Genomic DNA, 22,346 nt, shown 5'->3' with positions numbered 1-22,346 from the left:
CGCCTGGTCAGCCAGCTCAACATGCTCGGTTATCAAGTGTCCCTCCAATCAACAGAAGCGGTCTGAGCTGCGGGGGTGGTGGATTTTCGAATCAGACTCCACCGACCTCAAGTAATCTTCCGCGCCGCCAGCATGGCCAGTATGAGCTCTGCATCTTCTGCAGAATCCACATCAGCCAGGATGGACTCGGGATAGCTGGAGAGCATCCGGACCGCCATTCTGCGCAACTCTTCGTCATCTGTAAAATCAGGCAAGAGTGCCAGGTTACTCAATTTGTGAGCTAGAACTCGCGGCCGCGCCCCGGCACGCATCCAGGCAATGGGGACCGGGCTATCGGCACCAAAGCGGATAGCGAAGGGAAGTAGATTCAAAGATCGGAGACTTTGTTCATCGAGGTCCCAAGGTCCATCTGTTTCTTGTTCACGGCCGGCAGCCACAACAGCTGCGATTGCGCCCGCCAAAGATGTCAAGCTGTACCCGAATCCATCATTTACAATGCGGATCATCTTTGGCAGTGGGTCGGCCTGCCCACGACCGTTTTTCCCCTCGGTGTCTTTACCTGTTGCGATACTGGCAATGTTTAGTAGCGGCGCTCCCTCCATCCATTTTTGAAGCACGACATGAAACACCTGCCATGCTTCAGCGCGAGATGTTTCTGCATCAGCCCATAGATCTTTAAGTATCGTCCCGCCGTAGTCCTCCTGCTTCAAGAAATGCAAGGTATGGAAATCTGCCCCTTCAAGGATGCCGAGAAGATCTGAAGCCCACTCTGAAACTTCTTGAGGTGGCCCCATCTCTTCGAGTCGCTGCCGCAATTCCTTGTAGATGAACACGCATTCCGCTAGCGGGATTCCAGCACGATGCGCCGCCAGAGCGACCCACTCAGGGGACTCAGTTGAGCGCAGAAAGCTAGCCCCTATGTTTTCCAAGGATTCCGCGACATCGGACGCCCTGTCTACAGCATTGGCTCGATAGGCACCCCAGCTTTTCTTGATCACGCCTCGTGCATCGTCTCGGTTACCGGCAAAGGACAAGAATGTGAAGGCGGACTGTTCCGCCGCCGTCATTTCCCCGATGTTGAGAGTCCCGTCCAGTGAACCCGTTATAATCCCGTCAAGTTGACTTTTTATTTCACTGGACGCATCCTCCTTGGCTAGAAATCTAGCCTTTCCGATGGCCTGGTTTATATTTACGTTGCGTCCGAATACAAGTCCACGGTTTGGTACGACGATCGCCAATGACCGCGACGAAACCTGAGCTCGGCCAGCCCGCCCGATTGCATTCAACAGCTGGGCCTGTGCTCGCCTGTCTTGTTCCTCTCTATCAGCATCAGGATCCCAACCAATCTGCGTTCCACCAACGATTACTGTTGTGGCAGGAAGGTTCAGCCCTTGAGCAAGTGTTCCAGTGGCAAATAGGACCCTTGCGCGATCGCGTTCAAACGAGATCTCACTAGCTCGCTGCTCCTCTCTAAGCATGGCACCCGTATGGACAGCAACCCCTTTCAAGAGCGCACCTCGGAGCAAGGATGGAGCCCCAATTTCTGCGTCCGCGAGATTCATCAGCGCATTAATATCAGGGTCTGCGGAGGTGTTCGTGCCTACTGAGAATCCGTTCAATTGTAGGGCGCAAGAGAAGCTGTCATGCCTGCTCCGGGGCAGGAATACCAGGATCCTTTGATCCTTTTCACCTAGAGCTTGAGATAGCGACTTGACTACTCTATTGCAATAACCGTCATCAACTGCTCCAACGCCCCGCTTATATATCAGACCTGCCTTGACATTCGTATGCATGAGCTTGTAATCAGAGAGGTCGTTGGACTGCCAGGCGCCCTGCAGGCCAAGGAGCAAGGAGATAGGGACGTCAAAGGAGTAATTGACTCGCCTGGGCGGCAGTTTTTCAAGTGCCGTTTTAGCCCCACTTTCCAATGCCGATGCTTCATGTGCATCGAAACCAACAATGGCTCTCAGTGTCCTTGTTGGGCGCCATGGCGGATTTATTACGATCGATTCTCTTCCGGTGGTCCCTCGCAGCCAGGCCGAAATATCGCCTGGGTTCGCGAGCAGGGCGGAGAGCATTAGGATTTTGACATCGGGTGCTCGATGTAGGACTTCAGCGACCACCAACTCGGCAATGATTGCTCGGGAGTCCTGAGCTCCGATCATGTGTGCTTCATCAACGATGCATAGCGAGAGATCGAGAAAGATTTCAGGAGCTTGACGGAGAGCGAGAGAGCACTTCTCGGGAGTCATAACAAGAATTGAGCGACCGTCAATATCCCGTATCGCTTCGCCGGTCAGCTCCGTATACTCTGACCCGCCAAGGAATTCTCTGACCTTTACACCTTCATCGGCACGGAATACCTTTCCTATCTCGCGCCTTATCTGACCAACGAGGGCGTTTGTTGGCGCCAGGTATAGAACCCATCCATCCCGGAGAGCCTGAGCTATTGCTATCTCGGCAACAGCGGATTTTCCAGCCCCAGTGGGGACCGATACTACGGCGTGAGAATGAGGCCCCGGAAAGGCTCTATTTGCATACTCAAGCACCCCAGGCCACATCAAAGGGCGGTTCTTTGCGCGATACCGTTGATACCGCAGAAACCTTCCTGAGTCATCGGCCGGCGGGGGCACGCTTCTCAGCGCCCGTGCTGATGTTTCCTCGATGGCAAGGGTGAGAAGCAAGAGTAGATGATGCAAGTCAATATGGCTTGCGGAAGTCGGACGTCCGTCTGAGTCATGCTCCATTCTGTAGAGAAGCTGATGCAATTCTTCTGAGTCATTGCCGACCGACTCACCGTAGGTTAGCCAGAGAACATGATCTCGTACTGTTTTTCCAATGATAAGAAGGATGTTTGCGCGGGCGCGATCGCTCAGAGCAAGGCTCTGCAGTTCTAGGATTGGAAACTCGTCAGCGGAAGGAGAGCTCAGCGTTAGAAGCGATCGGACTTGCTGAAGCACCCATTCTTCGGCAAGGCTCATGATGGATGTCGGGACGAGCTCATCCCCAATCCCTTGCTCTGTCAGAGCCGCATTTGAATCATACCCCGCGATCAAATAAAGAAGCGCTGTCTCGACGATCGTGTATCTTGCTTGACTACCGAAAAGCCAGACGTTCCTCAGCTCATAGGATTCGGCATCAGCCTCCGCCACAATACTCAGCGCTTCAGCGGCAACAAATGCGCAAGACCTTCTCACATCGCGCGGCAGTTCATCGTTCAGAATCGCGTGAGCCTCAAGTGCCGTTGCAAGCTTGCGCAGATCATTCAAATCGCGTTGATGCTCTTCCGGTGCCAACATGCTGTCAAGCGTCTCAGAACTGCTCAAGTCTCGTCTGTCAACGCAGTCTGCCCACGCCCGCGTCAGAATTCTGCGGACTGTTGAGGCGTCGAGGTCTTGCAATGCCGGCAGACTAGAGAGCATTTGATCTATTCCGCTATTGAACATCAGATAACCACTTCCCTGACTGCACTTCTCATTGCATCCGATACATCGTCGAAGAATTCCTGGAAGTCCTGGAGCTTCACTCCGATGACTCGTCTGCGATCTATCGAGGGGAAAAGGCGGCCGTATACGACGCGTTTCGCTTTGAGATCGAAATATGTCTCATGCACTACCATCGGGAAATAGCATCGATGCTCAAGCCACAGTGCGTTCGAGACCTTATCTGCCAGGTCTGGGTGTATTACCCGCCTTAGGGCGCCCAGTTTGGCCCTCAACTCAGGGCCATACTTCATTTCATCGATATCCCGAAAGATTGTCGCCGCCTCAGTTAGCTGCGCGCTTCCGTCGTCGCGGGACGCCTTACTCTCCCCGATTGCGACGACTGGCCCCGAGGCGTCGCTGTAGATTGCTAGCGCATCCAAGCCCTGCTGCGTCGGGATAGTGTGAAGATCGGCCAATGCTTGAACGGGGCCGTCCAGCATATCGCTTGCGGAGCGAGCCCTAATCATCAACAGGGCATGCATGACCCCTTCTGCTATCCAAGCGTTTCTCTTGGTGTCGCGAAACGATATTTCAGGCCGTGTCGTAAACTGGTTGTTCGTGCCTACCAGTCGATGAACGGCCTGTTCAATTTCTCGTTGGCCCTCAAGCCCAGTCGGCAGCATGGCATCGCACAGGCTTGCATCCTGCTGTATGGCGCCGGCGAGAGCCCCAACCAAATACAACCCTAGAGATTCAGCTACCTTGGGAGCTTCCAGACCGTCAGCGACGATCACCGTATGGGTGAGCGCCCCAGGATCCTCGCGCAGTGTCACCTCGGTAGCGAGAAGCGCGAGTGCTTGATCGATCAGCGCAAGTGGACTTCTAGGGCCAATCGTTGCACTCGTCGCATCCATGCCAACACATTACCGCCTGTGACAGGGTCATAGCGGCTTCATGTGAAAAATAGTCCCGAGACCAGGCAGCCAGCGTCCTGGATGCATAACTAAGCCCATGATGGTCGAGACCAATGATCTGCCGCACCCGGCCCGTTTTAGTTTCCGTCCCACTCGGCCCTGTTGACGGCCGTTCTACTCAGCCTCGGAGATGATCTTTGCGACTGGCAGGAAGCAGTGCCCTGTCTCACTCGCATGCCGCCGCTTCCGGCGCATTAGCTCCTCCAAGCGGATGCGCTGGTCCAGTACTGCCATGAAGTCAAGGCCATCCATAGTGATGAACGGAGTGCTGTAGCTGTACACCGCCAGGGCGTCAGAGGTGAAGCCGCTCATACTGATGTACAGGCCCAGCGTGTTCTTGCCCTTCCGCTCGATGTTGGTCTTGAAGACGTCCAGCAGTGAGCGACCGATGGTTTCCTTCCACCACTTCGCTTCCAAGACGTAGTGGTCTGTGTCAAAGGAGAACGCACCATCTATCTGCTCGTGGTCCAGACTGTAGGACGCCCGTGGCTCTAGGTCGTACAGAGCAAACAACTCGTTGATGAAGTCCTCAAAATCACGGCCCCGCTGGTGAACATCGGCGGCCCCATGCATCGCGATGAAGCGTTGTTTCAGGTCCTCATGGGCCTCGGCAAACGCTCGTCCGTCCTGGGCATTCTTCGCGTTCTCGGCGATGTCGGCCGCGTCGGCCTCATGCTCAGCGATGACCTCGCGTTGCTTGACCGTCCAGCGCTTCAACTCGGCTACTGCTGCTGTCGCCTTGGTCACCATGATCTGGCTGTCGGGCTGCGAGTTCAGGTTCGGAAATGTCCCCATATCGGCGATGTCGAGCATGAGCGCGACCGTCAGATCGAGGTACCGGGCTTCATTGGATCGTAGGAGATTGACCAACTGGCCCGACACTTCTCGTTTGGTGGCCACGAAGTCCAGTCGCGCCAGCAACTCGCTGTGATCCCTCAGCATGGCCCTGACGTACATCTCGAAGGGCTTCTTGTTCCAGAAGATCGCAGTCAGTGCCTCGACCAGAGCAAGGTAGGCGCTTGGGTTCATCGTCTTACGCGCGCTGGACTGCATGGTCCCCCTCCTCAACCGGTCACCGCGACCACACAGTGACTGACCAATCACGGTACCGCGTTACCGTCTGGTGATCTGCCCGTACGACAGTGATTGATGGTCGCGGAACTGGGGCCGTGCCAGATTGTGCGGGGACCCGCGGGGAACCGTCGGCTGTCCACCAAGCACCAACACCGCTCCGCCGCAGGTCGACAGCGTGGTTGAGGCCAGAGGGAGTGCAACGAGGCACACCCGCGCCTGCTCGGTCGACTAACCCGCCATCGTGGCTCACTGTCATCGGTTGAGGCGCAGGCGGCTTGAGTCCACGGCACACGGCCCGGTCCGGCTGAAGCGATGCCCCTGCCCTGCGTGATTCTGTGAGGTGGAAGGGGAATGCAGCCCTCTGGCGGAGTAAGGCCAGGGGAGGGGTAGACAAGTGGCGCAGCGGGGCAGCGGCCGAGGCAACGAATCTCAGCGGCAGCAGCAAGCCTTACAACGTGCCCAGGAGCAACGGGCTCGACAAGCGGAGCGGGAACGCAAGGCTGCCGAGACGGCCAACAAGCGGCAGGAACGCGAGCGAAAGGCCGCGTATCAGGAGCAACAGGCTGAACAGGCGCGGGTACGCACGATCGGGGTCGAACACGAGGTTGAGCAGCTCGGACAGTTGCTCCGTGACGCGTTGGTTGGCGATCCGCCAATGACCTTTGAGCGCCGACGGAGGGTCCACACCCCAAGAGAGTTGGACGAGCGTCCATGGTCCCGTGCGGTGTCTTCCCCACGCTGGGAAGAGTTCGCGCCACCGGAGCCTGGGGGTCTGGCTGCTGTCCTGGGTCTTGGCAGGAAGCGCCATGAAGCTGAAGTCGCCGAGTCGCGTGTACGGTTCGCCGAAGCACAGGAACGCCATCGTCGAGCCGAAGAGAAGCGACTGGCAACACTGGAGCGGAAGCGCGCCGAGCACCGCCTGGTCGAAACGCGAGCTCTTAACGAAGTGGCGGCCTTCAACGGCAAGTTGGACGACGAGCGCGAGGCATACAGGGCCGGCGAGCCCGCGGCGGTCGAGGCGCACCTAGGGGCTGTTCTGGATGCGTCGGACTATCCAGTGGGCTTCCCCCACGAGCATCGGATCGCCTTCCGCCCTGCTACCGGAGACGTACTCGTTGAGATCCACTTGCCTCCCGAGGCAATCGTTCCGATCGCACGGGGCTACCGGTACGTGAAGAACCGAGACGAGACGACCGTGCTGACCCGTCCGGAGAAGGAGCGCAAGGAGATGTACGCCTCCGTCCTGGCGCAAGTCGCTCTGAGGACAGTCCACGAGGTCCTGACAAGTGATCCGGACCGGGTAGTCAATGGCGTGATCCTCAACGGTCATGTGAAGACCATTGACCGGGCGACCGGTCAGGAGGTCTCACCCTGTTTGGTGACGCTCAGCGCCAGTAGGGAGCAGTTTGGGAAACTCCGTCTCAGTCAGGTTGATCCAGCGCAGTGCCTCAGGGGGCTCAACGCCCTGGTGTCTCCAAACCCCTACGATCTCGAACCGATTCGTCCCATCGTCGAGTTCGACCTGTCGAAGTACCGGCTGATGGACAGCATGGATGTAGTCGCCGGCTTGGACAGCAGGCCCGTGTTGGTGAAGCTGACGCCCACCGAGTTCGAGCACCTGATTCGCCAACTGTTTGAGGCGATTGGCATGGAGGCCTGGAACACCCAGGCGTCCAAGGACGAGGGCGTGGACGCGGTGGCCGTCAGCAAGGACCCCGTCTTCAACGGTGAGTGCATCATCCAGGCCAAGCGCTACAGCAAGCTTGTCGGCGTCGAGTCGGTCCAGGCACTTGCCGGGGTCGTCGAGCACAAGCGAGCAGCCAAGGGAATCCTGATCACCACGTCGTGGTTCGGCAGGGCCAGCCACGACTTCGCTCGCCAGCACGGCCGGCTCCAACTCATCGAGGGGCCGGAACTCAAGTACCTGATCAAGGAACACCTTGGTAAAGACGTGATCCCTGGACCGGTTCCCCCGAAGAGGCGCCCCTCACGCTGAGACCGGGCCGTCCGCCCACTCAGCCCAAGAAGTTGCGCCGTTCCCTGGGTCGTCCAAGGCCTCGATAGTGGCCGATGACGACCAGCGACGACCACCAGACGCGCAAGCCCACCGCTCCTGAGCAGTAAAAACGCGACTCGGCAAGATTCCGGCAAGTCTCAGGTCAAGAAGGAAGAGCTTGGTGATCACACTTCCCACGCTCTTCACCAACGGGAGCGGTCGGGCGCCCTCGCTCCCGTCGTTTCCAACTGCAGCGCTTCAGCCGCCGTACCCCGAGTTCAGCTGTTCAGCCGTTCGATGAAATCCGCCTCACCGATAATCTCGATGTCTTTCCCAGCTTCCAACATTTTCTCGGCAGACTTCTGCTTGCTGCTCTTCTCTGAACCGATGGCGAACCGCCGAGGGTCGGGTGTCGCTACCACGAGGACGTTTGTCTTACCGCTGACCTGAGCCACCGGGATTCCGCCTACATGAGCGAGCGCGGAATGCCCTTCTGCCCGCGTCATCCTGCTGAGTGTTCCGGTGATGCAAACCGTCTTTCCATAAAGGGCGCCATTGGGGTCAGCGTCTGGGTTCGCGCCGGGCAGTGGAGCCGAAGGCTTTCTCTGTCCCTTGCTGTGAGAGCCGGACCATTTGTTGGGGGTCATGGTGCCGTGAACTATGTCCAACTCGCTAAGGAGTTGATCCAGATTGCTGGCCTCGTGGTGGCGTATAGCCGCCAGCATGATGTGCGCAGCAGCGTCTGCGTCGGCACCAGCCTGATGGTGATCCGATAGTGGAGCCGCAACGTGTTCAGCAACCTCGGGGAGCGCGTAGGAAATCAGTCGCCAAGTCTTCCGGGCGACAACAAGGGAGCAGGCGTAGCGCAACGTAGGCCAGTCGCTTCCCTCTGCCGTGCAGGCGTCGCGAAGTACCCCCAAGTCAAAGGCCGCGTTGTGTGCTACGAGGGTCTTGCCCTCGGTGAACTTCAAGATCTGCTGGAGGGCTTCGCCCCAGCTGGGGGCATTTTTGACATCAGCCGCCCTGATGCCGTGGATGAGGGTGTTGTACGGATCGAAGTGTCTGTGCGCGGCGGGAGGGCGGATCAAGGTGTACATCCGGTTCGTGATGCGGCTGCCCTCGACGGCAGTAAGGCCAACAGCGCACGGGCTCCCGCGGTGCCCGTTGGCAGTCTCAAAGTCGATAGCAACCCAAGCGTCGCTCACGCCGCACCCTCCCGAAGATGTGTGGATTCGGTGAGAGCACTAGGGAGTAGTTGTGTGATCAACGGAGCGTCTTCAGAGTCACAGCATTCCCTCCGAGAGGTGCGTCAAGGGACCACTGGTCCGTTGACTACCCGTGGGCGGAGCTGTGTGTGCGAACCCTGTTGCCGCGCCATGTAGATGGCATGACGTGCCCTGAGGTGGAACTGGATGACTGACTGTTGGCCGCTGATGTTCAGTCGACTGAGGGAGGCTTGCTGGGTTGTCGGAGCGGTGCACCAGTCGGAACCGGCCTAACGCGAAGGGAGGGGCATCCGGGTTGGCGCCCAGGTGCCCCTCCCTGTGTGGGATGGAAGGGTCGTGATTGGCGGTGAGGCCGGTACGGTCCCTTGTCAGATGCGGTTGGGTTCGCTCGCCGCTAGGAGGTGGCCGCGGCTGGTGGCGATGCGGAGTACGTTCCGTAGGGCATCGGCCAGTTGTCCCGTCAGTCGTCGCAGTTCATCTGGGTCTGTGTTCACGTCGCCGAGGGTTTCCGGGGCCTGCTCCAGGAGCTCGGCTGCCGTGCCGAGTTGGACTGCCTCGATGTTGTCCGCCAAGCGGGACATGTAACCGTCCCGGTCGTCGGTGCTCAGGTAGCAGGGCTTGCCCTCCGGGCCCGACCACGGGAGGAGGCGCAGTTCGTTTTGGGGCGTCATCCTTGCGTCTGCCTCTCGTCGAGCACGTGGTGGGTGGTGAAGACCGCGTCGATGCGGTCCCCCGGGAAGGCCAGGAGTGCGGCTTCGACGACTCGGCCGGTGGGGGCGGTCGCGATGCGTGTGATCGCGAGGACCGGCGCGGTGGAGGCGATCCGGAGGGTCGATGCCTCCTCCGGTGTCGGTGGGCGGGCACAGACTGTCTCCTGGGCAGCGGCCGGCGGGAGGGTGAGGACAGCGAATCTTGTGATGGGGTCCCGGTCTGCGGATGCGTTGTCGAGTAGTCCGGCAGGTGCCAGGTCGCGCGGGATGTAGATGCGGGCCAGCCCGTGCGGTGACTCCCCTTCGAAGCTGGTGCAGGAGAACTCTGCGAGAGGGCTGCCCGCGGGCGCCTTCAGCAGGGTCGTCAGATGCCCGTGGGCCTGCACCGTTGTGCTGCGAACGGTGACGCGCAGGGCCGATTCGGCCGCGGTCCGCGGGTCCAGCGTTCCCCAGCCGCCGACGTACACGATCTTGCGGACTGGGTGGCGGACGAAGTTCCCCTTGCCCTGGACCTTCTCGATGAGGCCTTCAGTCTGGAGCACCGCCAAGGCCCTCCGCAGCGTTACTGTGCTGACCTTGTGCTGGCTGGCCAGGGCGGCTTCGGAGGGCAGGCGTTCGCCGGGACTGATGCGACCGGTCGTGATCTGCCGGCGGAGGTCGTCGGCGATGTCGTGTTGACGAGAAGGCACGGATCGGATCACCGCCTTCTTTGCATGCGTACGGCCGCGAGCCGAGTACGCGCGTTTATGGTCAGCAGCTCGCCCGACTCGAAGAGGATTTGCCTGGCGCCCTGGGGGAGTTGGAAGAGGTCGCTCACCCGGCAGGCCCGGCCGCCGACTTGGATGATGTCGCCGCGCTGCACGGTGGTCGCGGTGACCTCGATGTGGGAGGCCAGTGCGCCGGCGGGGGTCCATCTGTTCACCGGAGCTCCTCGGCGGGTCGGGATCGGTCGGGTGCCGAGTGGCACGGGCAGCCGCACGTCTCGTAGATCACCGGTACGTCGTCCAGCAACGTCGTGCCAGGAGAGAGCTCCGCGCAGGAGGGGTGGGTGCCGATCTGGCAGGCCGCGGACTGGTAGGGGACAGTCGAGGCGTGCGGCTGCGGCTGTTTGCGGACTGGCATCAGAGGGCTCCCGCGAGAGTCGACCGGGTAACGGCGACCGTCGAGCGCGACCGCATGCGCCTCTCCCAGGCCAGCACGTACGGGCGGACGAGTGCGATGTCCTCGGCTGCGAGCGAGTCTCGGTGGTCCGTGGCGGTGGAAGGCCAGCTCAGGGTGAGCGTCAACGGGTCCGCGGATACGGGGAAGGCGGGAGCGGCCAGTGGTTCGGCCGGTGTTAAGGAGCGGCGGTGCCTGCCCTTGGGGGAGTGCGACGACGAGTACCGCGCCCTGGTGAGGGCCACGGCTCGGCGGATACGGTTGAGCACGCTGTTCAGCTCCTATCGCTGATGGCTCGGTCCCCCGACATCGCCCGTCGTGGGGACCGTTTTGCGTACGGCCGCCCAGAGGGTGCGGCCGTTCAGGCTGGTGGCGAGGAGGCCGAACCGGTCTGCGTCGGCCACCACGTCGAGGACCTCCCGCCATGACTCGGCGGAGAGCGATTCCGGTATCTCCGCCTCGACCGTCGTGTGGCTCCCGTGTTCCTCCACTTGTGTGGGAAGCCCGAGAGCGGACAGTCGGGCGGCGATGGCAGCCGCGCTAACTCCCGAAGCGGGCACAGGGCAGCCTCCGTCACCGGCGATCACTTTGAGTGAAGCTAGTTAACTAGATTAGGGCTAGTGGACTAGATTTTCCATATGCCTGAGCAGCCGCCCTATCTCCGCATCGCCGACGAACTCCGGCGGCGGATCGCGGAGCACATATGGGAGCCGGGTGACCGGCTGCCCTCTCGCACCCAGATCGGCCAGGAGTGCGGCGTGGGCGAGAACGTGGTGCGCCGGGCGCAGGAGTTGCTGATCTCTCAGGGGTTGCTGGAGGGGCGCGCGGGATCGGGTACGTATGTCGCCGAGCCCCGGCAGCGGGTGCGGGTGGTCCGGTCGGCGGCGCGGGGGCGACGCGACGGGTCGCCGTTCCGGGCCGACATGCGGGACATCGGCAGGGCGGGGGATTGGGAGAGTCGGACCGACGCCAAGGTGCCGGCGCCCGTCGACATCGCCGCGCGGCTCGGGATCGACGAGGGCGAGCTGTGTGTCCGGACGGCTTATGAGTTCCTGGCGGACGGCAGGCCGGTGCAGTTGTCGACGAGCTGGGAGCCGTACGACCTCACGGCCGGCACCCTCGTCGTTCTACCCGAGGGTGGGCCGCACGCCGGGGCCGGTGTCGTGAAACGCATGGCCGCGATCGGTGTCACCATCAGCCACGCCGTGGAGCAGCCTGAGCCTCGGACGGCGACCGCCGAGGAGGCGTCGTTGCTCGGCATCCAGAAGGCCGCGCTCGTCACGCACATCCGGCGGACGTACTACAGCGACGACGGACGGCCCGTCGAGACGGCGGACATCGTGGTGCCCGTCGCTCACTGCGAGATCGTCTACGAGATTCCGATCAATCGTTGATCGTCAGTAAATCGGGGGCGGGCGCGGGGCATCAACACCCGCGACCGCCCCCGACTCTTCCCTGCCACCGTTCATGGCCGGTCAGGGGCCTCGCGCAAGATCATTCCTGGGCCGTCCCTGGGCCGTGAAAGGTCGACAGAAGCTGACAGAGGCCGCCCAGGGGTGACCACCCCCACCCCGCTCTGGCCTGGGGACCCGCCGATGATCTGCCACACTGAAGGTGTTATGCCTGCACCCGGAGAACTCACTTTCGTCGCCCCCCGTGGAGCCAAGAAGCCGCCGCGGCATCTTGCCGATCTCACGCCCGCCGAGCGCAAGGACGCCGTGGCCGAGATCGGGGAGAAGCCGTTTCGTGCCAAGCAGCTCTCGCAGCACTACTTCGCGCGGTACGCGCACGACCCGGCGGAGTGGACCGACATCCCCGCCGGCTCGCGCGGCAGGCTCCAGGAGGCGCTGCTTCCCGAGCTGATGACCGTCGTGCGGCATCTGTCCACCGACGCGGGCACCACGCGCAAGACGCTGTGGCGGCTGTTCGACGGGACGCTGGTCGAGTCGGTGCTCATGCGCTACCCGGACCGGGTGACCATGTGCATCAGCTCGCAGGCGGGCTGCGGCATGAACTGCCCGTTCTGCGCGACCGGGCAGGCGGGACTGGACCGGAACCTGTCGACCGCCGAGATCGTGCACCAGATCGTGGACGGGATGCGGGCGCTGCGGGACGGTGAGGTGCCCGGCGGACCGGCCCGGCTGTCCAACATCGTCTTCATGGGCATGGGCGAGCCGCTCGCCAACTACAAGCGGGTCGTGGGAGCCATCCGGGCGCTCACCGATCCCGCGCCGGACGGGCTCGGGCTGTCACAGCGCGGTATCACCGTGTCGACCGTCGGTCTCGTGCCCGCCATCCACCGGTTCGCCGACGAGGGCTTCAAGTGCCGGCTGGCGATCTCCCTGCACGCGCCCGACGACGAGCTGCGCGACACCCTGGTCCCCGTGAACACGCGGTGGAAGGTGCGCGAGGTCCTCGACGCCGGCTTCGAGTACGTCGAGAAGTCCGGCCGCCGGCTGTCCATCGAGTACGCGCTGATCCGGGACATCAACGACCAGGCCTGGCGCGGTGACCGGCTGGGACGCCTGCTGCGGGGCAAGCCCGTGCACGTCAACCTCATCCCGCTGAACCCGACGCCCGGCTCCAAGTGGACCGCCTCGCGGCCCGAGGACGAGAAGGCGTTCGTCGAGGCCATCGCGGCCCACGGCGTGCCCGTCACGGTCCGGGACACCCGCGGTCAGGAGATCGACGGGGCGTGCGGGCAGCTGGCCGCAACCGAGCGCTGATCCCACCCGGCGGTAGCCGTCCGTACCGGGCGGTAGCCGTAGGGTGGCGATCGGTCGGACGGTAGTCTGGCGCCGTACATCTTCATATTCCGACAGGGGAGCGCCACAGCGCTGAGAGTGCGGCAATCGGGCCGCAGACCCTCTGAACCTCGCCCAGGTCATTCTGGGTAGGAAGTTCGGTCTTCACTCGAGCTGTTGCGCCCTGCCCGGGGCCGGCGGATCCGTCCGACGGCCCCGGGCAGGGCCGCGTCTCTTCCTGGTCACCTCCAGGAGGAAATCAAGTGCACACCAAGACGTTCGTGGCCGCGGCGATCGGGCTCGGCCTGGTCACGCTGTCCGCCTGCGGTTCGTCCGGCGACAAGGGCGACGCGGGTTCGGGCGGTTCCGGCGGCTCCAAGACCGTCACCCTCGTCAGCCACGACTCGTGGGCCGTCTCCAAGAACGTGCTCGCGGACTTCGAGAAGCAGTCCGGCTACAAGGTCAAGGTCCTGGAGGACGGGGACGCGGGCCAGGCCGTCAACAAGGCCATCCTCACCAAGGACAACCCGCAGGGCGACGTCTTCTTCGGTGTCGACAACACGCTGCTGTCGCGGGCCCTCGACAACGGACTGTTCCAGCCGTACCAGGCCAAGGGGCTGGACCAGGTCGGCGCCGCCTACCAGCTCGACGGGGGCAAGCACCGGGTCACGCCGATCGACTACGGCGACATCTGCGTCAACTACGACAAGGCCTGGTTCAGCGCGCACAAGCTGACCCCGCCGGCCTCCTTCGACGACCTGGTGAAGCCCGCGTACAAGGACCTCCTGGTCACCGAGAACGCCGCCACCTCCTCGCCGGGCCTGGGCTTCCTGCTCGGCACCGCCGCGAAGTACGGCGACGACGACACCTCCGGCTGGCAGGGCTACTGGAAGAAGCTCAAGGCCAACGGCGTGAAGGTGGTCGACGGCTGGGAGCAGGCCTACAACGAGGAGTTCTCCGGTTCCGCCGGCGGCAAGAAGGCCAAGGGCGACCGGCCGCTCGTCGTGTCGTACGCCTCCTCGCCGCCCGCCGAGGTGATCTACGCCGACCCCAGGCCCACCACCGCGCCCACCGGCGTGGCCGAGGGCACCTGCTTCCGGCAGATCGAGTTCGCCGGGCTGCTGAGCAACGCGAAGAACACCGAGGGCGGCAAGGCGCTGATCGACTTCCTGGTCTCCAGGGAGTTCCAGGAGGACATGCCGCTGAACATGTTCGTCTACCCCGTGGTCACCGGTGCGAAGGTGCCCGCCGACTTCACCGCGTACGGTCCCGCCGCCAAGGACCCCGAGACCGTGGCTCCCGCGAAGATCGCCGCCAACCGTGACCAGTGGGTCAAGTCGTGGACCTCGCTCGTACTGAAGTAGCCCCCCGCGGGAGCCGGAAGGGGAACGCGGCGCGGTTCGGGCTCATGGCCCTGCCCGTCGCGTTCTTCGGCGTGTTCTTCGCCTGGCCCGTCGCCGCGATCACGGCGCGCGGGCTGAAGTCCGACGGCGCCTGGCACCTCGGGCGGATCACGGACGTGCTCGCGCAGTCCGACATCCGGCACGTGCTCTGGTTCACCGTCTGGCAGGCGCTCGCCTCCACCGCGCTCACCCTGCTCGTCGCGCTCCCGGGCGCGTACGTCTTCGCCCGGCTCGACTTCCCGGGCAAGCGAGTGCTGCGGGCGGTGGTGACCGTGCCGTTCGTGCTGCCGACGGTCGTCGTCGGTACGGCGTTCCTGGCGCTGGTCGGGCGCGGCGGGCTGCTCGACGAGCTGTGGGGCGTACGGCTGGACACCACCGTGTGGGCGATCCTGCTCGCGCACGTCTTCTTCAACTACGCGGTCGTCGTCCGTACGGTCGGCGGCCTGTGGGCGCAGCTGGACCCGCGGCAGGAGGAGGCGGCGCGGATGCTGGGCGCCTCCCGGCTGCGGGCCTGGCGCACCGTCACGCTGCCGGCGCTCGGGCCCGCCGTGGCCGCCGCCACGCTCATGGTCTTCCTGTTCACCTTCACCTCCTTCGGCGTGGTGCAGATCCTGGGCGGCCCCACCTTCTCCACCCTCGAGGTCGAGATCTACCGGCAGACCTCCGAGATCTTCGACCTGGCCACGGCGGCCGTGCTCACCCTCGTCCAGTTCGCCGCGGTGGGCGCGATCCTCGCCGTGCACGCCCGGACCGTACGGCGCTCGGAGAGCGCGCTGCGGCTGGTGGACCCGGCCCGCACGGCCCGACGGCCGCGCGGAGCCGGGCAGTGGACGCTGCTGGCCGGTGTCCTCGGCACGGTCGCCGTGCTGATCCTGCTGCCGCTGGCGGTCCTGGTGCAGCGGTCGCTGGACACGCCCGACTTCGGTTATTACCGGGCGCTGGCCTCGGCCGACTCGGGTGTCTTCCTGGTGCCGCCGATCGACGCCGTCGGCAACTCCCTGACGTACGCGCTCGCCGCCACCGCCATCGCGGTGCTGATCGGCGGGCTCGCCGCGGCGGCCCTCACCCGGCGCGACAGCGGGCGGTTCGTACGCGGCTTCGACGCGCTGCTGATGCTGCCGCTCGGGGTGTCCGCGGTGACGGTCGGCTTCGGGTTCCTGATCGCGCTCGACGAGCCGCCGCTGGACCTGCGGGCCTCCTGGATCCTCGTACCGCTCGCGCAGGCCCTGGTGGGTGTGCCCTTCGTCGTACGGACCATGCTGCCCGTGCTGCGGGCGGTGGACGGACGGCTGCGGGAGGCGGCGGCGGTGCTCGGGGCGTCGCCGTGGCGGGTCTGGCGCGAGGTCGACCTGCCGCTGGTGCGGCGGGCCCTGCTGATCGCCGCCGGGTTCGCCTTCGCCGTGTCGCTGGGCGAGTTCGGGGCGACGGTGTTCATCGCGCGGCCCGACAACCCGACCCTGCCGGTCGCGGTGGCCAAGCTGCTGGGCCGCGCAGGGGAACTCAACTACGGCCAGGCGATGGCCCTTTCGACGATTCTGATGGTGGTGTGCGCGGTGTCCCTGCTGTTGCTGGAGGGGCTGCGGAGCGCGGATCGGACGGGGGAGTTCTGATGTTGCTGTCTCTCGCGGGGGCAAGCGTGCGGTTCGGCGGCCGGGCCGCGCTCGACGCCGTCGACCTGGACGTCGCCGAGCACCAGATCGTGTGTGTGCTCGGTCCGAGCGGCAGTGGCAAGTCGACGCTGCTGCGGGCGGTGGCCGGGCTGCAGCCCCTGGACGGCGGACGGGTGGTGCTGGACGGGCGCGACCAGACGGGGGTGCCCGCGCACCGGCGGGAGGTGGGGCTGATGTTCCAGGACCACCAGCTCTTCCCGCAGCGGGACGTGGGCGGCAACGTGGCGTTCGGGCTGCGCATGCGCGGCGCGTCGCGTGCCGAGCAGGGCGCCCGGGTGGGGGAGCTGCTCGACCTGGTCGGGCTGCCGGGGGCCGCGCGCCGGGCGGTCGCCGCGCTGTCGGGCGGTGAGCAGCAGCGGGTCGCGCTCGCCCGGGCGCTCGCGCCCCGGCCGCGGCTGCTGATGCTGGACGAGCCGCTGGGCCAGCTCGACCGGTCGCTGCGCGAGCGGCTGGTGGTCGAGCTGCGGGAACTGTTCGGCCGGTTGGGCACGACGGTGCTGGCGGTCACCCACGACCAGAGCGAGGCGTTCGCGCTGGCCGACCGGGTCGTGGTGATGCGGGACGGACGGATCGCCCAGTCCGGTACCCCGCTGGAGGTGTGGCAGCGGCCGGCGGACGCCTTCGTGGCGCGTTTCCTCGGCTTCGACAACGTGGTGGAGGCGACCGTCGCCGGGGAGGCCGCGGACACCCCCTGGGGCAAGGTCGCGGTGGGCGAGGGCGCCCCGCAGGGGACACGCACGCTGCTCGTGCGCCCGGCCGGCGTGAGGCTGGTGCCGGCGGACGAGGGCCTGCCCTGCACGGTGACCGCCCGCACCTTCAAGGGCACCCATGTCTCCGTCCACCTCCAGCCCCGGGACGCGCCCCGCCTGGAGGCGGCCTGCGCGCTGCGGACGGCACCGGAGACCGGGGACACGGTCGGAGTGCGGTTCGATCCCTCGGACGTCGTGGTGCTCGACTGACCGCCGGCTTCGGGCCGGCATGCCGATGGCCCGCCCCGCGAAGGGACGGGCCACCGGTGTGGACGTACTGCGGGGTCAGCTCTTGCTGCTCGCCCCACGGCGACGCATGCCGAAGAACACGGCACCGCCACCGACGACGACCAGGGCGCCCGCGATGCCGGCGATCATGCCGGTGTTGGAGTTCGCACCGGTCTCGGCGAGGTTGGACTCACCGACCTCGGCGGCGGAGGGCGCGTTGCCCTGGGCGGCAGCGGCGGTCTCCGACTCCGTGGCCGACGGGGCCGGGGACGCACTGTCGGACTCGTCGTCGGCCGGGGTGGTCGTCGACTCGGCCGGGGACGACGGGGTCGACGGGGTCGACGGCGTCGTGGTGTCCTCGGCCTTGCAGGCCTCGGCCGGGGTGGTCAGGGTCTTCTCGCCGATCTTCTTCGTGCCGGCCTGGACGAGAATGCGGTAGGTGGCGTTCGGCTGCCAGTCCTCCGGGAAGGAGACGACGACGCCCTCCTTGGAGCCCTTGACCGTCTGCGCGCCGACCGTCCGCACATCCGCGTTGTTGTTCTCGAGGAACACGGAGATGGTGACCGTGGTGTTGGAGGCGTCGAAGTCGGTCACGCTGATGGCGCCCTTGGCGCCGTCACAGGTGGCCTTGATGTCCTGGAACTCGGAGATGTTGCAGGCGAGGGCGTTGCCCGCGACGCCGAGCGCGAGTGCGGCCGAGGCGGCGGAGACGCCGAGGATACGCACGGAACGACGTGCGGTGCGACGAGATATGGACACGTTTGCCCTTCGGGGGATGCACAACTGCGGGGGGCTGTGGCGGAGATGAGGTGGCTCCGGGGCGAGTTTCAGAGTCCCCAGGAGACTCACAGGTCTATAAGTGTCGCGTAAGCAGTGTCAATGCATATGCGCCCGCGCGCTGTCGACTTTACCCATTCGTTGCCGTCATAGATGTTTCAGCACGTCAGGAGCCTGCTCGATCCGGTCAACCAGGGCTATTCGGGCCTCCATTGAGCGCCCCCGCGCGAGCGCCTGGAGGAGCGGCCAGGCGGGCAGCTCCTCCGTCCAGTGCTTGCGGTTCACGAGCACCATCGGGGTCGGCTCGCCGCGGGACTCGTAATGGTTGGGCGTCGCGTTGTCGAAGATCTCCTGTACGGTCCCGGCGGCGCCCGGCAGGAACACCACGCCCGCGGTGGAGCGGGCCAACAGGCCGTCCTCGCGCAGGGCGTTGGCGAAGTACTTGGCGATGTGCGCAGCGAAGGCGTTGGGCGGCTCGTGGCCGTAGAACCAGGTCGGCACGCCGACCGAGGCCCCGCCGTCCGGCCAGCGCTCGCGCACCTCGAAGGCGGCCGCCGCCCAGTCGCCCACCGACGGCCTGAACGAGGGCGCCTTGGCGAGGATCCGCAGCGCCTCGGCGAGCATCCCGTCCTCGAACGGGGCGGCGTACGCGCCGAGGTTGGCGGCCTCCATCGCGCCGGGGCCGCCACCGGTGGCCACCGTGAGTCCCGCGCGGGCCAGTTCCCGGCCGAGCCGGGCGGCGCCCGCGTACTCCTCGGTGCCGCGGGCCATGGCGTGCCCGCCCATGACGCCCACCACCCGTCGGCCGGCCAGGAGTTCGTCGAGGGCGTCGGAGACGGCGTCGTCGTGGATCGAGCGCAGCATGGAGGCGAAGATGTCGCCGTTCGCCTTCGTCCGCTGGAACCAGCCGTACGTCAGGGCGTCCGGTGTCGCCTCGTAGCCCTGGTCGAGGGAGGCGAACAGCTCGTCGGGCGTGTAGACGAAGCCGCGGTACGGGTCGAAGGGCAGGCCAGGCACGGGCGGGAACACCAGGGCACCCGAGGCGCGCAGGTGCGCGGCCGCCTCCGGGGCCATCGGGCAGCCGAGGAAGACGGCGCCGGCGCCGTCCAGGGCCAGCAGGACGTCGGTACGGTCCGTCAGGTCGACGGCCTGGACGCGCAGACGGGTCTCCTCCGTCCCGGCGGAGCCGGGAGTGCGGGGGAGAGGCGAAGTGCCGAGTTCGGCGAGGACCTCGTCGAACTCGTCCAGGGTCTCTATCTCGAGGTCGCGATGGCCCTCGACGGGGCGGCCCGGCAGGGCGGGTGTCGGATTCACCCGCCCATGCTAGGAGGGCCGTTCGGCCGCGACGGGTCAGCCCTGGACGGCCGCCGGGTCCATCCAGACGATTTCCCAGGTGTGACCGTCGAGGTCGTCGAAGGCGCGGCCGTACATGAAACCGAGGTCCTGCGTGCGGCCGCTGACCATGCCTCCCGCCGCCAGCGCCCGGTCGACCAGCTCGTCGACCTTCTCGCGGCTCGGGGCGCTCAGGGCCACGAGCACCTCGCTGGACTTCTTGGCGTCCGCGATCTCCTTGTCGGTGAAGGTGGCGTAGAACGACTTCGTCAGCAGCATCGCCACGATGGTGTCGCTGATCACCACGGACGCCGCGTTCTCGTCGCTGAACTGCGGGTTGATGGTGTAGCCGAGGTCCGTGAAGAACTTCTTCGAGGCGTCGAGGTCGGTCACGGGCAGGTTCACGAAGATCATCTGCTGGTACATACGGGGTCTCCCCTGAGGCATCGGTTCGGGCGTGGGCGGAGCGTCGTGCGGTGCGATGTACAGACCGGGGACCGCGGTGAAACTCATCGGTGGGCCAGCGGCAGTGCCGCCAGCTCCGCCACGACCAGGGTGAGCGGTCCGAACAGGGCCACCAGCGCGCCGGCCCGCAGCGCGGCCGCGCTGCGCAGCATCGTGCTCGGGGCGCCCAGGCGCAGCAGGGCCGCGGTGGTGTCGGAGCGGACCTGCCTGGCCTCGACGGCCGCGGTGAGCAGCGTCGCCACTGTGCAGCCCAGCACCAGCAGGGTGCCCAGGGTGGTGAGCAGGCCGAAGGACGCATCGCCGGGCTCGCTCAGCGTCACGGCGGCGTACGTCGCCGACAGCACGGCGCAGACCACGCCGAGCGGGCGGCCGATGCGGGCGGCCTCGGCCATCAGGACCCGGCCCGCCAGCAGCCGCAGGACGCCGGGCCGGCCGGCCTGGAGCAGCATTCCGCACAGGTGGGTGAGGCCGGGGCCGGCCAGGGCGAGGCCGAGGGCGGTGAGCAGCCAGCCGGCCAGGACGCCCGCGGGGCCGGTGGCCAGACCGGCGGGCAGCCGCGGCCCGGCGCCGGTGGACCGGCTCGCGTAGGCCTCCACGGCCAGGCCGGCGGCGAGGACGGCCACGCCCCAGGGCAGCGCGCCGGGGGCCGGTCGGGGGGCCGGGGGCTGCTGCGGGTCGGGGTCGGACGGGTGGTCCGCGGGGTGCCAGGCGCCGTCCTCCTGCGGTGCCTCGACGGCCTGGGAGATGCCTTCGGCCGTCCCGGCGCGCGCGCTGCCGTCGGCGGCCTGCCGGGTGCCGGTCGCGGCCGGGGCGCCGTTCGCCGCGGACCACAGGTCGTCCGTACCGCCCGGCAGCGACGCGGTGGCGTGCGGTCCCGGCCGCACCGCCTCGGCGGCGTGGCCGCCCGCGGACCGGCGCGGCTGGAGGACCGGAACCTGTCCGTGCCCGGGGTCCCCGTCCGCACCCGTGCCCCTCGCCGAGGCGGAGGTGCCGGACGCGCTCGTCCGCAGCCGGGCGCCGAATCTGGCGTAGGTCCCGAACGTCTCGCGCGCACCCGTCCCGCCGGACGCGCCGAAGCGGCCGTACCCCCGGGCCGAGGTGCGGGCCGGGCGGTGCCGCGGGTCGCGCGGGCGCAGCGCGAGCGCCGCGGCCGCCGAGGCGACGGCGGGCAGCACCGCCAGCAGGGTCAGGGCGCCCGCCAGGGGGAGCGGGGTGCCGGCCGCCAGGAACTGCGCCGCCGCGCCGTCGAACGGCATGCCCGTGAGGTCGCCGCGCAGGTGGAGGAAGAGGAACAGCGCCACCATGGAGCCGAGGGTGCAGGACAGTGCCGTCGTCGTCGCCGAGATCGCCATCAGCCGGGCCGGTCCGAGTCCGATCGCAGCCAGGCCCGGCCGGGGCCTGGTGGCCGGGTCGGTGCGGGCGACGGCCACCGCGAGCTGGACCGTGGCGGCCAGCGGCACCGCGCACCAGGCCAGCCGCAGCAGGAGCGTGCCCGCGGGGGTGTCCGGGTGGCCCAACGCGTAGCCGAGGCTGCCCAGCAGCAGGAAGCCGGTGCCGGCCGAGGCGGCCGCCACCAGCAGGCGGCGCAGTTGGACGGCCGGGTGGGCGAGGCGGCTCAGGCGGAGAGCGAGCACGCGGCGCGGCCTTCCGTCTCGGCCTCGGCGACCGGCGGCAGGTGCAGGGTGTGCACGCGCCGCCCGTCGAGCAGCGATACCTTGCGGTCGGCGAGGGCGGCGGTCTCCGCGTCGTGCGTGGCGAGGACGACCGTGATGCCGTGCGAGCGGGCCGCCGTGGTGAGGGTGCGCAGGACATGGCCGCGGTCGGCGCGGTGCAGGGGGGCCGTCGGCTCGTCCGCGAACAGGACCGTCGGGGCGGGCGCGAGGGCGCGGGCGATCGAGACCCGCTGGCGTTCGGCCTGGCGCAGCTGGTGCGGGCGCCTGCGGGCGGTGTCGCCGATGTCGAGGCGCTCCAGCCACTCCAGGGCGGCCACCTTGGCCCGGCGGCGGCTGGTGCCGCGCAGCATCAGGGGCAGCGCCGCGTTCTCCCAGACGTTCAGCTCGGGCACGAGCACCGGTGCCGGGTCGATCCAGCCGAAGCGGTCCCGCCGCATGCGTTCCCGGGAGACGGGGCCCATGGTGTGCACGGGGACGCTGTTGAACCAGACCTCGCCGCGCCGGACCCGCACCAGGCCGGACAGACAGCGCAGCAGGGTGGTCTTGCCGCTGCCGCGCGGGCCGCTGACGGCGAGGATCTCGCCCTCCCGGACGCCGAGCGAGACCCCGGCGAGCGCGGGCGAGCCGTCGTCGTGCGTGAAGTGCAGGGAGCGTGCCCAGAGCACGTCGTTGTCCGGCGGGGCCTCCATAGGCGTACACCTCGGTTCAGATCCGTGATTCCCCTGCCTTCGTTCCCCCGTCC

At 66.3% G+C, this 22,346-nt stretch carries 20 protein-coding genes; 6 read left to right on the top strand and 14 right to left on the bottom strand.

The window, feature by feature from the left end:
- Positions 1 to 107: 107 nt before the first annotated feature.
- From ABT085_RS24120 to ABT085_RS24110, 3 genes are all read right to left on the bottom strand, one after another.
- Positions 108 to 3,299 (bottom strand): DEAD/DEAH box helicase, encoded by a 3,192-nt coding sequence (locus tag ABT085_RS24120; RefSeq protein ID WP_351611523.1) that lies wholly within the window; start codon positions 3,297 to 3,299, stop codon positions 108 to 110.
- Between the two features lie 146 nt (positions 3,300 to 3,445).
- A complete protein-coding gene (locus ABT085_RS24115) occupies positions 3,446 to 4,339 on the bottom strand; it encodes a hypothetical protein (RefSeq protein ID WP_351611520.1) in 894 nt (297 codons plus the stop codon).
- Positions 4,340 to 4,513: 174 nt separating this feature from the next.
- The gene (locus ABT085_RS24110) at positions 4,514 to 5,452 is read right to left on the bottom strand and encodes a restriction endonuclease (protein WP_351611518.1); all 939 of its coding nucleotides are present in this window, start codon (positions 5,450 to 5,452) and stop codon (positions 4,514 to 4,516) included.
- Between the two features lie 415 nt (positions 5,453 to 5,867).
- Here ABT085_RS24110 and ABT085_RS24105 point away from each other — a divergent pair, with 415 nt between their 5' ends.
- Entirely contained in the window at positions 5,868 to 7,469 is a 1,602-nt protein-coding gene (locus ABT085_RS24105; protein ID WP_351611515.1) for a restriction endonuclease, read from the top strand.
- A gap of 278 nt (positions 7,470 to 7,747) precedes the next feature.
- Here the strand turns inward: ABT085_RS24105 and ABT085_RS24100 are convergent, their stop codons facing one another.
- The 6 genes from ABT085_RS24100 to ABT085_RS24075 all read right to left on the bottom strand — a co-directional run bounded on the left by ABT085_RS24100 (position 7,748) and on the right by ABT085_RS24075 (position 11,123).
- Positions 7,748 to 8,674: an exonuclease domain-containing protein gene (locus ABT085_RS24100; RefSeq protein ID WP_351611513.1), complete on the bottom strand. Its 927-nt coding sequence runs from the start codon at positions 8,672 to 8,674 to the stop codon at positions 7,748 to 7,750.
- A gap of 389 nt (positions 8,675 to 9,063) precedes the next feature.
- On the bottom strand, positions 9,064 to 9,366 hold the full coding sequence (locus tag ABT085_RS24095; protein WP_351611510.1) for a hypothetical protein: 303 nt from the start codon (positions 9,364 to 9,366) through the stop codon (positions 9,064 to 9,066).
- A complete protein-coding gene (locus tag ABT085_RS24090) occupies positions 9,363 to 10,094 on the bottom strand; it encodes a GntR family transcriptional regulator (RefSeq protein WP_502982793.1) in 732 nt (243 codons plus the stop codon). The genes ABT085_RS24095 and ABT085_RS24090 overlap by 4 nt, the downstream gene beginning before the upstream one ends.
- A gap of 8 nt (positions 10,095 to 10,102) precedes the next feature.
- Complete coding sequence (locus ABT085_RS24085) at positions 10,103 to 10,327, bottom strand: hypothetical protein (RefSeq protein ID WP_351611505.1); 225 nt, start codon at positions 10,325 to 10,327, stop codon at positions 10,103 to 10,105.
- Positions 10,324 to 10,527 (bottom strand): hypothetical protein, encoded by a 204-nt coding sequence (locus ABT085_RS24080; protein ID WP_351611502.1) that lies wholly within the window; start codon positions 10,525 to 10,527, stop codon positions 10,324 to 10,326. Before ABT085_RS24080 ends, ABT085_RS24085 begins: the two co-directional genes overlap by 4 nt.
- A gap of 317 nt (positions 10,528 to 10,844) precedes the next feature.
- Complete coding sequence (locus ABT085_RS24075) at positions 10,845 to 11,123, bottom strand: hypothetical protein (RefSeq protein WP_351611499.1); 279 nt, start codon at positions 11,121 to 11,123, stop codon at positions 10,845 to 10,847.
- A 78-nt stretch (positions 11,124 to 11,201) separates the two neighbouring features.
- Between ABT085_RS24075 and ABT085_RS24070 the strand changes: the two genes are divergently transcribed.
- From ABT085_RS24070 to ABT085_RS24050, 5 genes are all read left to right on the top strand, one after another.
- The gene (locus tag ABT085_RS24070) at positions 11,202 to 11,957 is read left to right on the top strand and encodes a GntR family transcriptional regulator (RefSeq protein WP_351611497.1); all 756 of its coding nucleotides are present in this window, start codon (positions 11,202 to 11,204) and stop codon (positions 11,955 to 11,957) included.
- A gap of 225 nt (positions 11,958 to 12,182) precedes the next feature.
- Positions 12,183 to 13,289, top strand: coding sequence for a dual-specificity RNA methyltransferase RlmN (gene rlmN / locus ABT085_RS24065; protein ID WP_351611491.1), 1,107 nt, complete (start codon positions 12,183 to 12,185; stop codon positions 13,287 to 13,289).
- A gap of 281 nt (positions 13,290 to 13,570) precedes the next feature.
- Positions 13,571 to 14,671 (top strand): thiamine ABC transporter substrate-binding protein, encoded by a 1,101-nt coding sequence (locus ABT085_RS24060; RefSeq protein WP_351611486.1) that lies wholly within the window; start codon positions 13,571 to 13,573, stop codon positions 14,669 to 14,671.
- The gene (locus ABT085_RS24055; RefSeq protein WP_351611484.1) at positions 14,647 to 16,320 is read left to right on the top strand and encodes an ABC transporter permease; all 1,674 of its coding nucleotides are present in this window, start codon (positions 14,647 to 14,649) and stop codon (positions 16,318 to 16,320) included. Before ABT085_RS24060 ends, ABT085_RS24055 begins: the two co-directional genes overlap by 25 nt.
- Entirely contained in the window at positions 16,320 to 17,339 is a 1,020-nt protein-coding gene (locus tag ABT085_RS24050) for an ABC transporter ATP-binding protein (RefSeq protein WP_351611481.1), read from the top strand. The genes ABT085_RS24055 and ABT085_RS24050 overlap by 1 nt, the downstream gene beginning before the upstream one ends.
- Before the next feature lie 75 nt (positions 17,340 to 17,414).
- On the opposite strand, the gene ABT085_RS24045 is transcribed toward ABT085_RS24050, so the two are convergent.
- From ABT085_RS24045 to ABT085_RS24025, 5 genes are all read right to left on the bottom strand, one after another.
- Positions 17,415 to 18,116 (bottom strand): LAETG motif-containing sortase-dependent surface protein, encoded by a 702-nt coding sequence (locus ABT085_RS24045; RefSeq protein WP_351611479.1) that lies wholly within the window; start codon positions 18,114 to 18,116, stop codon positions 17,415 to 17,417.
- A 165-nt stretch (positions 18,117 to 18,281) separates the two neighbouring features.
- On the bottom strand, positions 18,282 to 19,448 hold the full coding sequence (locus ABT085_RS24040) for an LOG family protein (protein WP_351611477.1): 1,167 nt from the start codon (positions 19,446 to 19,448) through the stop codon (positions 18,282 to 18,284).
- 36 nt (positions 19,449 to 19,484) lie between these two features.
- Positions 19,485 to 19,892 (bottom strand): VOC family protein, encoded by a 408-nt coding sequence (locus tag ABT085_RS24035; RefSeq protein WP_351611474.1) that lies wholly within the window; start codon positions 19,890 to 19,892, stop codon positions 19,485 to 19,487.
- A gap of 83 nt (positions 19,893 to 19,975) precedes the next feature.
- Positions 19,976 to 21,565, bottom strand: a complete 1,590-nt coding sequence (locus ABT085_RS24030) for a hypothetical protein (RefSeq protein WP_351611471.1) — start codon at positions 21,563 to 21,565, stop codon at positions 19,976 to 19,978.
- The gene (locus ABT085_RS24025; RefSeq protein WP_351611469.1) at positions 21,547 to 22,293 is read right to left on the bottom strand and encodes an ABC transporter ATP-binding protein; all 747 of its coding nucleotides are present in this window, start codon (positions 22,291 to 22,293) and stop codon (positions 21,547 to 21,549) included. Before ABT085_RS24025 ends, ABT085_RS24030 begins: the two co-directional genes overlap by 19 nt.
- Between the last annotated feature and the right edge of the window lie 53 nt (positions 22,294 to 22,346).

Origin of the sequence: Streptomyces sp. NPDC002265, assembly GCF_040296125.1 — a bacterium.
In the GTDB taxonomy this organism is placed as follows: Bacteria; Actinomycetota; Actinomycetes; order Streptomycetales; family Streptomycetaceae; genus Streptomyces.
Note: the sequence above shows the minus strand (reverse complement) of the source record. Positions and strands in the feature narration are given on the sequence as shown.